12 protein-coding genes are annotated in these 12,396 nt (G+C 65.8%); 7 read left to right on the top strand and 5 right to left on the bottom strand.

The window, feature by feature from the left end:
* The first annotated feature begins 29 nt into the window (after window positions 1–29).
* Complete coding sequence (locus tag OHB26_RS01250) at window positions 30–707, top strand: uracil-DNA glycosylase (RefSeq protein WP_330182394.1); 678 nt, start codon at window positions 30–32, stop codon at window positions 705–707.
* A gap of 34 nt (window positions 708–741) precedes the next feature.
* A complete protein-coding gene (locus tag OHB26_RS01245; RefSeq protein ID WP_330182393.1) occupies window positions 742–1,005 on the top strand; it encodes a hypothetical protein in 264 nt (87 codons plus the stop codon).
* Window positions 1,006–1,037: 32 nt separating this feature from the next.
* Here the strand turns inward: OHB26_RS01245 and OHB26_RS01240 are convergent, their stop codons facing one another.
* Together OHB26_RS01240 and rpmB are read right to left on the bottom strand one after the other, a co-directional pair.
* Window positions 1,038–1,532 carry a GNAT family N-acetyltransferase gene (locus tag OHB26_RS01240; RefSeq protein WP_330182392.1) on the bottom strand — a complete coding sequence of 165 codons (495 nt, stop codon included), beginning with the start codon at window positions 1,530–1,532 and terminating at the stop codon, window positions 1,038–1,040.
* A gap of 94 nt (window positions 1,533–1,626) precedes the next feature.
* The gene (gene rpmB, locus OHB26_RS01235) at window positions 1,627–1,818 is read right to left on the bottom strand and encodes a 50S ribosomal protein L28 (RefSeq protein WP_039799620.1); all 192 of its coding nucleotides are present in this window, start codon (window positions 1,816–1,818) and stop codon (window positions 1,627–1,629) included.
* A 307-nt stretch (window positions 1,819–2,125) separates the two neighbouring features.
* Here rpmB and OHB26_RS01230 point away from each other — a divergent pair, with 307 nt between their 5' ends.
* A complete protein-coding gene (locus OHB26_RS01230) occupies window positions 2,126–3,988 on the top strand; it encodes a DAK2 domain-containing protein (RefSeq protein WP_330182391.1) in 1,863 nt (620 codons plus the stop codon).
* Window positions 3,989–6,259, top strand: a complete 2,271-nt coding sequence (gene recG / locus OHB26_RS01225) for an ATP-dependent DNA helicase RecG (protein ID WP_330182390.1) — start codon at window positions 3,989–3,991, stop codon at window positions 6,257–6,259.
* Between the two features lie 466 nt (window positions 6,260–6,725).
* On the opposite strand, the gene OHB26_RS01220 is transcribed toward recG, so the two are convergent.
* Window positions 6,726–8,147 (bottom strand): short-chain fatty acyl-CoA regulator family protein, encoded by a 1,422-nt coding sequence (locus OHB26_RS01220; protein ID WP_330182389.1) that lies wholly within the window; start codon window positions 8,145–8,147, stop codon window positions 6,726–6,728.
* Window positions 8,148–8,362: 215 nt separating this feature from the next.
* Window positions 8,363–9,577 carry a DUF445 domain-containing protein gene (locus tag OHB26_RS01215; RefSeq protein ID WP_330182388.1) on the bottom strand — a complete coding sequence of 405 codons (1,215 nt, stop codon included), beginning with the start codon at window positions 9,575–9,577 and terminating at the stop codon, window positions 8,363–8,365.
* Window positions 9,578–9,679: 102 nt separating this feature from the next.
* Between OHB26_RS01215 and OHB26_RS01210 the strand changes: the two genes are divergently transcribed.
* Complete coding sequence (locus tag OHB26_RS01210) at window positions 9,680–10,588, top strand: helix-turn-helix domain-containing protein (protein WP_330182387.1); 909 nt, start codon at window positions 9,680–9,682, stop codon at window positions 10,586–10,588.
* Entirely contained in the window at window positions 10,575–10,946 is a 372-nt protein-coding gene (locus OHB26_RS01205; protein WP_330182386.1) for an SgcJ/EcaC family oxidoreductase, read from the top strand. The genes OHB26_RS01210 and OHB26_RS01205 overlap by 14 nt, the downstream gene beginning before the upstream one ends.
* A 5-nt stretch (window positions 10,947–10,951) precedes the next feature.
* Here OHB26_RS01205 and OHB26_RS01200 read toward each other — a convergent pair whose 3' ends face one another.
* Entirely contained in the window at window positions 10,952–11,131 is a 180-nt protein-coding gene (locus OHB26_RS01200) for a DUF1737 domain-containing protein (RefSeq protein ID WP_330182385.1), read from the bottom strand.
* A 166-nt stretch (window positions 11,132–11,297) separates the two neighbouring features.
* Here OHB26_RS01200 and OHB26_RS01195 point away from each other — a divergent pair, with 166 nt between their 5' ends.
* Window positions 11,298–12,359 carry a serine hydrolase domain-containing protein gene (locus tag OHB26_RS01195; RefSeq protein WP_330182384.1) on the top strand — a complete coding sequence of 354 codons (1,062 nt, stop codon included), beginning with the start codon at window positions 11,298–11,300 and terminating at the stop codon, window positions 12,357–12,359.
* Window positions 12,360–12,396 lie beyond the last annotated feature (37 nt).

Below are 12,396 nucleotides of genomic sequence, written 5' to 3'. Positions count from 1 at the left end.
TGAAACTCGCCACGATAAGTTTTCCCGACATGGGCAACAAACCGCTGTCGGAGGTCGTCGATTCAGGTTGGGCCGAGGCCCTCGAACCGGTGGCCGATCGCATTGCCGAGATGGGCGAATTCCTCCGTACCGAAAACGCCGCCGGGCGTGGCTATCTCCCCAAGGGTGAGAATGTGCTGCGCGCCTTCCAGCGTCCGTTCGACAAGGTCCGAGTTCTCATCGTCGGCCAGGATCCGTACCCCACCCCCGGCCATGCCATGGGGCTGAGTTTCTCGGTGGAACCGGATGTGAAGCCGGTGCCGCGCAGTCTCGCCAATATCTTCTCCGAATTGACCAAGGACCTCGAACTCCCGATGCCGTCGTGCGGTGATCTGTCGCCGTGGTCGGATCAGGGCGTACTCATGTTGAACCGAGTGCTCACCGTGCAGCCGGGCCAGGCGGCCTCGCATCGCGGTAAGGGCTGGGAGGCGGTGACCGAGCAGGCAATTCGCGCGCTCGTCGCCCGTGATCAGCCGCTGGTCGCCATTTTGTGGGGCCGCGACGCCATGACTTTGAAGCCGATGCTGGGGTCGACGCCCTACATCGAATCCGCCCATCCGTCACCGCTTTCCGCCTCGCGCGGATTCTTCGGATCGCGCCCGTTCTCACGCACCAACGAATTGCTGGGTACATTGGGTGCCGCGCCGGTGGACTGGCGTCTGCCCTAAGCGCGATCCGTTGAACCGATTCAGGAGCATGTGAATGCAGAACAAGACTGCCCGTGGTGTTTTCGTAGCGTTGGTGGCGGGGGCGGCCCTCGCCAGCGCTCCCGCCGCGGCCAATGCCGATGCGCTGACGTTGGAGCCCTTCACCAACGCCCCCGCCTCGACCGAGGGTGGCACCCAGGTGGCCAGCCTGTTCGACACCAATAGCGCGACCACCATGAGCTCGGAGGTGACCTCGCGGGTTGCCTGCCTGCCCATGACGATCAGCCAGAACCTGGATTGCTTCACCGGCGACCGCTGATCACCGAATGATCGGTGCTGCGGCGGCACCGATCAACCGGTAACGCGGTGCACCATACGCACTTCCATGGCGGGCGTGAAGGCTTCGACGCGGCGCTCGCCGTCCGGTTCGAAGCCGTATTTGCGGTAGAAGGCCCGGGCACGCGGATTCTCCTCGAACACCCAGAGCGAGGTATCGACGTCCTGGGCCAGCACCGTTTTCATCAATTCATGCGCGACACCGGTGCCGTACCAGGCTTTCCGGACATACATGGCGCTGAGTTCGCGTTCCGCGACCGGCGATTCATCGCGTGACGGACCGCTACTGGCGAATCCGATAACGGTGCCATCGATTACCGCCACCACAATCCGGCCCGGATACTCGGCGCGGATCTTCTCCCAGGCGGCCGCGCGCTTGCCGATATCGAACGCATCGAGCACATGCGCGGGCACCAAGCCCTGATATGCCTCACGCCAGCAGGCGATATGGCATTCGGCCATGCTGTGGACATGCTCGGCTCCGAGTGGAACCACCTGCCACTCACTCATTTTCGCCCCCTGTGCGCGCAAAGTGCCACGGGCACAACAAAAGCCCCGGATCACCCATTGTGGGCGCCGGGGCGTTTGTAGAAAAGTTGGGCGATCAGCCGCGCGCGACCTTACCGGCCTTGAGGCAGGAGGTGCACACGTTCATGCGGCGGGTGTTGCCGGGGGCAACCTGCGCACGCACAGTCTGGATGTTCGGATTCCAACGACGGTTGGTGCGCCGGTGCGAATGCGAAACCGACTTACCGAAGCCGGGGCCCTTGGCGCAGACGTCGCAGACGGCAGCCATAGTCGCGAGCTCCTTCATGTCATGTGGGGACACACTGCGAAAGCAGCGAGTCCGGAAACTTTAATGTCTTGGACGTGCCTGCCAGCGAATCGCTAGCGAACGCGTTTCTGATTCCCGAGAAAGGATCAGTGCCCGCGTCGGGCAACCGCACAAGAGTAACCGCCCCCAACCCGGCGTGTCCAATTGCCCCCGGTTCACCCCGCGGTGGACACAAACGAACGGCAGGTGACGGCGGGGTGTCGGTACTCCGGACTAGGCTGGCGAGCGGGGTTCGGGAGGCTTGATATGCGGCGAGAGGACGGTGACGGTGCGCAGGGTCGGGGATGAGCTCGACGGTGAAGCGCTGCTGCGATGGGCGCACGCCTGCCTACAGGCGCTCACTCGCCACCGTGACGAAATAAACGCCCTCAATGTGTTCCCCGTCGCCGACTCCGATACCGGGACCAATCTGCTGAGCACCATGCGCGCCGCGGTGCGCGGGGCCGAAGAGATGGCGGCCCGCGACGGGAACCGGTCGGTCCTGAGTGCCGCGGTGGCCGGGGAGCCTGCCGAGTTGTCCGCTCGGGCGGTTGCCGCTGCCATGGCGCGGGCGGCGACACTGGGGGCGCGCGGAAATTCGGGGATCATTCTTTCGCAGGTGCTGCGGGGGATCGCGGATGCGGTCGGTGATGACGATCTCACCGCGGAGACGCTGCGGTCGGCGTTGCGGCGGGCGGCGCGGCTGGTGCGGGAGGCGCTGAGTTCGCCGGTGGAGGGGACCATGCTCACCGTGCTGGATCAGGCGGCCGATCACGCGGGGCAGTGTTCGGAGAGGACATTGCGTGCGGTGGCCTCGGCCGCCGCGGACGGGGCAGCCAAGGCATTGGGGGAGACGCCGTCGCAGTTGGGGGTGCTGGCGCGGGCGGGTGTGGTGGACGCGGGCGCGCGCGGGCTGCTGGTGCTCTTGGACGAATTGGTGGCTGCCACCGGTGCCCCGGCACCGCAGCGGCCCGAGTACACCCGGCGGTCCAAGCGCGCGGCGGCCGATATGTCGGGCGGCGCCGACTCGGTCGAGCGGTTCGCCGGCGCGGGACCGGACTCTCGACCTGCGGATTATCCGGACTCGCGACGTGCGGATGGGGCGGGTGCGGGCTTGCGTGCCGCGGCGGATAGCCGCCGCGTGAGCGGTGTCCGAGGTGCGGGGACGGGGCGACTGATCGATTCGGTTGCGGGGCATGTGAATACGCGTGCGCTGGCGGCGGATGACGCCTCGGGGCATATGTCTGTCGGTGGCGCACCGCATTATGAGGTCATGTTCTTGTTGACCGGAGCCGATGACGCGGGTGTCGACGCGTTGCGGGAGCAGCTCGGGGGGCTGGGTGATTCGGTTGTCGTGGTGGGGGATGGGGCGGGAACCTGGTCGGCGCATGTGCACTGTGCGGATGCCGGGGCGGCGATCGAGGCGGGGCTGGCGGCCGGTGCGCTGAGCGGGATTCGGATCGAAACGCTGGCCGTTTCGGCGCATGCGCCGGAGGAGCCGATCGAGCGCGCGATTCTCGCGGTGGCCGCCGGGGCGGGCGCGGTGCGGTTGTTCGAGGATGCCGGGGCGCAGGTGCTCGAGGGTGAGGTGACCGCCGAGGCGCTGCTGTCCGGGATCAGACGGCTACCGCATCGGGAGGTGCTGGTGCTGCCCAATGGCGCACTGCCCGCACATGAACTGGTCGCGGTGAGTGTGGCCGCGCGCGACGGTAATCGGGATGTGCTGATGCTGCCCAGCGGCTCCATGGTGCAGGGTCTGGCGGCGCTGTCCATGCACGACGGCGGCCGCATCGCCGTGGACGATGCCTTCGCCATGTCCGAAGCTGCCGCCGGAACCCGTTGGGGCGCTTTGCGAATCGCTCCCGAACGGGCGCTGACGATTGTCGGCACCTGTGCGGCCGGGGACGGTCTGGGCTTGGTCGGGCACGATGTGGTGGTGATCGATCCCGATCCGCGGGCGGCCGGGCGCACACTGTTGGACCGAATGCTCGGTCTCGGTGGCGAATTGGTGACCATGCTGGTTGGTGCGGAAGCGCCGCGGGGACTTTCGGAAGAATTGGCCGAGCACGTCGGCACCGCGTTCCCGGGTGTCGAGGTGGTGGTGTATCCCGGCGGACAAGCCGGTGATCTGGTGCAGATCGGGGTGGAATAGGTGGCGACACTGGGTGATCGGCTCGACCACGTGCTCGGTGTGAAGGCCGCCGAACCCCTGGCCGAGGCGTTCGATATGCATACCGTCGAGGACCTGCTGCGGCATTATCCGTTGCGCTACGCCACCCAGGGCCAGCCGCTCAGTGAGGAGGCTCCGGAGGAGGGCCAGCACATCACCGTGATGGGCCGGGTCACCAAAACTGATCTGCGCCCCATGAAGAATCGGCGCGGCAGCCTGCTCAAGGTGAGTCTGGATACGGGCAGTGCCAAGCCCATCGAGGTCACCTTCTTCAACGGTGACAAGGTGCGGCACCTGGTGAAGGAGGGGGTGCGCGCCATGATGTCCGGCACCGTGCACTGGTGGCGACCGGACCGCTGGAATCTCTCACATCCGGACTATCTGATTCTGCCCGATAAAGAGGACGGTTCCATCGAGAACCTCACCTCGGTGCGCGGCGGCGGCGCGCTGCGCGGGCTGGCGCAGAGCGCGAAAGGTGCGGGCGGGGTTGACGTCTCGTTCTTCGAACGCGAATTCATCCCCGTCTATCCGGCCACCGCGAAGGTGCAGAGCTGGGATCTGCTGCGCTGTGTCCGCCAGATTCTCGACCAGCTCGACCCGATCGACGATCCGCTCCCCGAGGAACTGCGCACCGAACATTCGCTCATGCCGGTCTCCGATGCGCTGCGCCTGATCCACCTACCCGACAGCAAGCTCGATATCGACCAGGCCCGCGGCCGCCTACGCTTCGACGAGGCCCTGGCGCTACAGCTGGTGCTGGCCGAACGTCGGCACCGGACCGAGGGGCGCACCGCCAAATCGAGCCCGCCGCGCACCGACGGTATCGCCGCGGCCTTCGACAAGCGCCTGCCCTTCGAACTCACCGAGGGGCAGCGCACCGTCATCGACGAGATCTCCGCGGATCTGACCCGCACCCACCCCATGCACCGGCTGCTCCAGGGTGAGGTCGGCTCCGGTAAGACCATCGTCGCCCTGCACGCCATGCTCCAGGTGGTCGACAACGGTCAGCAGTGCGCGTTGCTCGCCCCGACCGAAGTGCTTGCCGCACAGCACTATCGGTCGCTGAAGGCGATGCTCGGTGATCTGGGCAATGCCGGTGAACTGGGTGCGGCCGATAATGCCACCAAGGTGGTGCTGGTGACCGGCTCCATGTCGGCGGGGCAGAAGAAGGCGGCGCTGCTCGACGCGGTGACCGGTGCGGCGGGCATACTCATCGGCACGCATGCCCTGATCCAGGACAATGTCGAATTCTTCGATCTCGGCATGGTGATCGTCGACGAACAGCACCGCTTCGGCGTCGAACAGCGAGATGCCTTGCGCGCCAAGGCCAAGGACGGCATCAGCCCGCACCTGCTGGTCATGACCGCGACACCGATTCCGCGCACCATCGCCATGACCACCCTGGGCGATCTGGAGACCTCCACCCTGACCCAGCTTCCGCGCGGGCGTTCACCCATCACCTCGAAGGTGGTGCCCGCCAAGGTGAAACCGTCCTGGGTGGATCGTGCCTGGGAACGCATTCACGAGGAGGTCGGGGCGGGCCGCCAGGCGTATGTGGTGTGCTCGCGCATCGGTGATCAGGAGGATGATCCGAAAGCCAAGGGGCGCAAGGCGAAATCCGAGGAGGAGAAGGAAGGTCCGACCACGCATTCGGCGGTCGACATCTTCGAGATGCTCTCCACCGGCCCGCTGCGGGATCTGCGCGTCGGGCTACTGCACGGTCGCCTGCACTCCGACGAAAAAGACCGCGTCATGCGGGCTTTCAATGAAGCCGACATAGATGTGCTGGTCTGCACCACGGTCGTCGAGGTGGGTGTGGACGTCCCGAACGCCACGGTCATGGCCATCATGGACGCCGACCGTTTCGGTGTGAGCCAACTCCATCAGCTCCGCGGTCGAGTGGGCCGAGGCAAACACCCCGGCCTCTGCCTGCTCATTACCGAATCCGGCCCGGTGGGAACGGCAATGGCCCGCCTGGAGGCGGTGGCCGCCACCACCGACGGTTTCGAGCTCGCGGTCCTGGACCTGCGGCAGCGCCGCGAAGGCGATGTCCTGGGTTCGGCCCAATCCGGCACCGCCCGCAGCCTCCGCCTGCTGTCGCTCCTGGACGACCTGGAGGTCATCACCGCGGCGCAGCAATTGGCCAGGGAGGTCACCGAATCCGACCCAGGTCTGAAGAAGCACCCCGGCCTGGCCAGCATGATGCACGCCGCCGTGGACGGCGAACGTCTGGAGTACCTGGCCAAGTCCTGACCAATCTCGAAGACCAAGACAAAAGACGCCAGGACGAGAAGAACCACCCACTCGAAGTAGACAATCCGGGCAAAGTGAAGCGTCTCCGGGTGCCCGTACCCCAGTCCCGAGGTGACCGCACCACTGACACAGGGCTATCACACCCCGTGTACTGGTATCACACCCCGTACAAGGGGTGTGCGGGTTAGACAGGGGGTGTGATGGCTTCGGGGGGTGGGGGGTTGGGGCTTTTGGTCTTGGGGGTTTGTGTCTTGCTCGAGATCGGGACCACGGCCATCCAGCCAGGCTGGGGCGTGAGGGTATGGCTCCCAAGGGGGGAGAGAGACAAAGCTGGGTACGGCAGGCGAGGTAACCACTCTGAAAAATCTTGGCATTCCTCCGAACCCGGCTGGAACGTGATGTCCCGTACGGTATTCGGCTACGAAGGCCCCGGGTGCATTCCCGCTTGCCGGTGGTGCGGCTCGAGCTAATGCGGCAGGCGGGGGTAGGGCAGGTCGGTGCTGGTGGTCTCGGTAATGGCCAGGGGGCGGCCTATTTGGGGGAAGGCGCGCTGTGGACAGTTGGGGCGCTCGCAGACCTTGCAGCCCGCGCCGATGGGGGTGGCGGTGGCCGCATCGGCGTATTGCAGGCCGCGGGAGTAGGTGAGGCGGTCGGCGTATTCGATATCGCAGCCCAGGCCGATAGCGAATTCCTTTGCACCCGTGTCGAATCCGGTGGGTGTCGGTGTTGTGGTGCGGGCTATCCACAGGTAGCGCCGGCCGTCGGGCATTGCCGCGACCTGGGTGAGCATGCGACCCGGATGTGCGAAGGCTTCGTGGACCACCCACAGCGGGCAGCTGCCGCCCACTCTGGAGAAGTGGAATGCGGTGGCGGACTGGCGTTTCGAGATGTTTCCGGCGCGGTCGGTGCGGATCAGGAAGAAGGGGACGCCGCGCTGGCCCTGGCGCTGCAGGGTGGAGAGGCGGTGGCAGACGGTTTCGAAGCCGACCTCGAAACGCAGGCTGAGCAGGTCGATGTCGTAGTGGAGCTCCTCCGCCGAGCGCAGGAATTTGCTGTACGGCAGGATGAGTGCGCCCGCGAAGTAATTGGCCAGGCCGATTCGGGCCAGGGTCCGGGATTCACCTGCGAGGGAAGGTGTTTCGTCCAGTACTTCGTCGAGTAGATTGCCGTGCAACAGGAATGCCAGTGTCGAGGCGATCTGGAAGGCGCGCTGCCCGGGGCGTAATCGCCGCGCGAGAGTCAGCGTGCGGGTCTCCGGTTCATAGTGGCGCTTGGGCACATTCGGGTCTGCCCCGTCACCGCGTACCAGGACGGTGACACCCGCGCGCTCCTCGGCGACGCGGGCGAGTTGGCGGTCCAGTGACCCCACGGTGAGCCCGCAGTCCTCGAACAGTCGCTCGGCGGCCAGATCCAGTTGCGCGATGTGATTGTGGTGATCGTAGAAGAAGTCCCGCACATCCTCGTACGGCATCGGGACGCCGGGCACGCCGGTGGGTGTGGCCACCTTGGAGGAGAGCAGGTCCAGTTGATCGGTGGCAGCGCGTAGTCGCCGATGCATGGCCACAACGATTTTCGAGACCTCCGGCATGCGGGTGGCGAGGTCTTCGACCTCGGCGACCGGCGCGGCATTACCGCCTGCCGCCTCCACCAGAATCTCGTGTAGATCCGAGACCAGGCGGGCGTCGGAGTCGGCGGCGAAGAACTGCACATCCAGATCGAATGTCGAGTTCAGTTTCAGCAGTACGGGAATGGTGAGTGGCCGCTGATCTCGCTCCAGCTGGTTGAGGTAGCTGGGTGAGAGATCCAGGGATTTGGCCAAGGCCGCCTGGGTCATTCGCCGTTCCTCGCGCAACCGCCGTAGTCGGGCACCCGCATACATCTTGCGCACCTGCAGGATGCTACCGACCGCGCTTCGCAAACATCGCAAATTGAGGGGACTCGCGACGATTTCTTATACCTGCGTGGCGTTTCGCATTCGCGGTGTGTCTGCGTAGCATGCGAATTCGGCGGTTCGGGCGGTTCGACGCAAGGCCCTTATCGTACGCGCGAGCGCCCCCGGCCGGAGCCGAACCGGGGTGGCAATCGACCGGACAATCGGCCGTCTCAGGCCAGTATGAGGTGAACCTGAAGTTCGCCGACGAGGAATCCCAGGACCGCTCCGATCGCGACCAGCTTCCACTCGTCCTGTTTGAACGCCGGGCGCAGCAGGCCCTCGTATTCGTCGTCGCTGAGCTGCTTGGTCTTCTCGATCACCAGGCTGCGGACATCGAGCGCTTCCATCGCGTGCCGGTCGAATCCGGAGTTCGCCGCGGCGCGCACATGATCCAGCACGAAGCGCACGGCATCGCGTTCGAGGGCGGTGTAGCTGTCCCGGGCGACCATGAGCATGAGCGGTTTGGCCGGTCCGGTCTGCAGATCGAGGAACTCTCCGACATGATGGCTCAGCAGCGATGCCAACCGGTCGGCACGCTCACCATTCAGCACCGCCTCCAGAATCCGTGCCGGAGTGAGGATTTCGGTGGCGATGAGATCGCCGTAGTCGGTGCACACCTGCTCGCGCCGCTTATGGAAGAGTCCCTGCCAGCGCAGCGGGCCGATGCCGACCGGTTTGATCGGCCGGAAGATCATCTGCAGCGCAAGCCAATCCGTCACCAGTCCGGTGAAACCGCCGAAGGCGGGCATGAGCCAGGACGAGTGGGTGAAGGCCCAGGTGATCATCTGCACGAATCCGAGCACCGTGCCGAAGATCAATCCGGAGCGCACGATGAACCGCAGCTCGTTCGCGCCGACCCGGCGCACCATCTCCACCAGCAGCGCTTTATCGTCCACCAGCGCGCTGATGGCCATACCGCGCAGATCCATCACCTGATCGATATTGGTGCGCAGATCGAAGACGATATCCTCGATCAACCTCGGCAGATCCCGTTGTGCTCGTTCGATGATCGCGCGCTGCGCCGCCTCGGGCATATTCACCCAGAGCCGCGGCTGATGCTTCATCATCATCTCGCGGACCATGTAGTCCACGCCCGCGTCCAGGGGTTCGCGCAATCGCGTGGTCAGTTCGGCGATATCGAGGCGGGCGATAATGTCCTGCGGATCGATGAGCTTGCCGAACATGAGGTCCACGGCAATGGTGGCCATGCGCGGCGCCGAGCGCGGGATCACGCCCTGCCAGCCGAGAAATGGTGGGATACCGCGGAATTCGAGCGGATACATCAGCATCCGCACGGCGACGATCTTGGTCACCCAGCCGATGAGCGCGGCCACCACCGGAATCGAGCAGTACAGCAGCCAGTGGTCGGCGAAATCGGCGATCACGACGCGATCGGTTCCGCTGTTCGGATTGCCACGCCTGCTCCTTGGTGCGACTATTCGTATAAAACGATTCGGTTATTCGTATCGAGAGGCTAGGAGACGCGCGTGCCCGCTGGCAAGACCAGAACTGCGGACAGCTCCCCGCCCACCCAGCGCGTCATCTCCATCGTGGAGTTGCTCGCCGCCCAGCCGACACCGCTGACCTCGGCGGAGATCGCGGACAGTCTGGATCTCAACCGCTCCACGGTGGGGTCCATCCTGGCCGCGCTCGCCGAACGCGCCTGGGTGCGGCGGCTACCGGATCTGACCTACCGGCTCGGCCCGGCGCTGGCCGCGCTCGGTGTCCGCATGGCCGATACCCGCGGCGATCGTGCCTGGCTGAACGAGGAATTGGAGCGGCTCGCCGAGCATGTCGACTGCGGTGCGGCGCTCACCGTCATCGACGGCGAGTACCTCGAATTCGTCGCGGTGACCCGTGACCGCCTCACCGTCGGTATCAAATCCGGGGTGCGCATCCCGCTGCGCGCACCCGCCGGCGCGGGCATCATCGCGCACTCCGGGCCGGGCCGCCAACAGGATTGGCTCGAAACCCGCGGCCCCGAACGCCGCGACGAATACCGCGAGGTATTGAGCACGGTGCGCGCCACCGGATACTGCGCCTGGCGGCTGGAGCCCGACAGCCTGCCCACCGCCCGCGTGCTCTCCGATGTCGCGGACCACCTCGCCGAGCATCCGGCGGGCAAGGACCTGCGCGGCCGCGTCCTGTCCCAACTGGCCACCATCGTCGGCAGCGCCTACGACCAGGCCACCCTCGACCAGGACATCCCGCTACCTCTGAGTTATGTCAGCGCCCCCGTCTTCGACAGCACCGGCCATGCCGTCATGGAGCTCCAAATCGGCCCGCTCCGAATGGATGTCACCCGCCCCGAACGCCGCCGCTACCTCGCCGAGCTGGCCGCGTCGGCCCGCCGTCTGGGCGACGGCATCGAAAGGAAACACCATGCTCGACCCTGATGCCCTGGTCCGCGAAATGTGCGCCGCCTGGGTGCAACCCGACGCCGACCACATCGCCTCGTTCTTCACCGAAGACGCTGTGTACCACAATATTCCGATGGACCCGGTGGTCGGCCGCCAAGCCATCCGCGACTTCATCGCCGGCTTCGCCGCGGCCCTGGACGGCATCGACTTCAAGATCCACCGCCAACTGGTCACCGGCAACCTCGTCATGAACGAACGCACCGATGTCCTACGCGGCGCGGGCCGCGAAACCGAACTCCCCGTCGTGGGCGTCTTCGAAATCACCGACGGCAAGATCGCCGCCTGGCGCGACTACTTCGACATGGCCCCCATCACCCGCGCCTTCGGCGGCTGAACCGATCAGTCGTCGGCGGGCAGGACAACCGCCTGCGCGGCGATCACATTCGTACCGTTGAACGTGACGGACGGTGAGCCGTGCAGGAGGTAACCCTCGTCGAGCAGCGCGCTGATGCGCTCACAGAAGGTGGCGTCGTCCGGACCGGTGATCAAGCGGTAGCGCAAACGCTCGGGACTCGTCATTCCCCGAGCCTAGATGTGCTGATCCCGCTCTGCCGCGTTCGGCACGAGAGCGGGCCGAATACCAGCTCGACCCCGAAACGGGCTGCTCGGCAATCGGATAGGGTTGCACCGGGTCGGCTGATGAGGGGATGTATCGGTGGGGAAGGCTGGAAACGGGACCCGATGGATGCCGGGCTACGCGATCGTGATGACGGCACTGGCTTTGATCTCTTCGGGTGCTGTCGCACGTGCGGATGATCTTGGACCGCAGGAGGATTCGGCTGCCAAGTTGGCGCGAATCACGGCGGAGCTGTTGCCGATGCGAGCGGATCGGTCGATGGATATCGGCTATCTGGGGCGCGGCGACACGGTGTTCACGCACCTGGGTGCGGGCAATGCCAAGGATTATGAAATAGGTTCCATCGGTAAGACTTTCACCGCCGAGCTGTTCGCCGATGCGGTGACTCGGGGTGAGGTGCGGGTGGATACCCGGCTGCGGGAGGTGCTGCCGCTGGCGGGCAGCGCCATCGGCGAAGTGACCCTGGGTGATCTGGCGGAGCATCGATCGGGCGTGCCCGAATTCGCGACTACGCCCGAAATGGCCTTGGGCGGTATCGATTACGTGGTCAACGGGAAGAATCCCTTCCACTTCGATCTGCCGCAGCTGCTGGCGGCGGCGCGGGCTACACCACTGCTTCCGGGTGGGGTCTTCCAATATTCGACCCTCGGGTACGCCCTGCTCGGGCAGGCGGTCGCCGCTGCCGCGCAGACGGATTACCTGACGCTGCTGCGTACTCGAATGCTGGAGCCGCTCGGGCTCACGCACACCTGGACACCGCTCACCGAGGCGGATCTGCCCGCCGATGTCGGAACCGGTATCGATCGCAGCGGTAAGCCGGAGGCGGCGTGGGCGATCAATGCGACCGCGCCCGCCGGTGGAATGCGTTCGACCGTAGCGGATTTGGCGGTCTACGCACGGGCGTTGCTCGCCGGGGCGGTGCCGGGAATGGTGGCCCTGGAGCCGATGGCCCCGGGCAATATCGCCGGAACCGCACACGGCTACTCCTGGGGTGTGGTCACCAGCGGCGGAGTGGAGTACACCCTGCATTCTGGCGGCACCGGCGGATTCAGCGGTCTGCTGCTGCTCGACCGGCACAGTGGAACCGCGCTGGTCTTCCTGCGCGATGTCTTCGATCCCACCCTGGAGCGTGCCGGAGTCGAGATTCTGCGGCGCATGCGGGACGAGTGACAGACCGGTGGGCTGGCCCCTGGCGAAGCAGGGACCA

This window comes from Nocardia sp. NBC_01503 (assembly GCF_036327755.1).
Lineage (GTDB): Bacteria > Actinomycetota > Actinomycetes > Mycobacteriales > Mycobacteriaceae > Nocardia.
The sequence above is the reverse complement of the archived record's forward strand: the minus strand, read 5'-3'. Positions and strand labels throughout refer to the sequence as shown.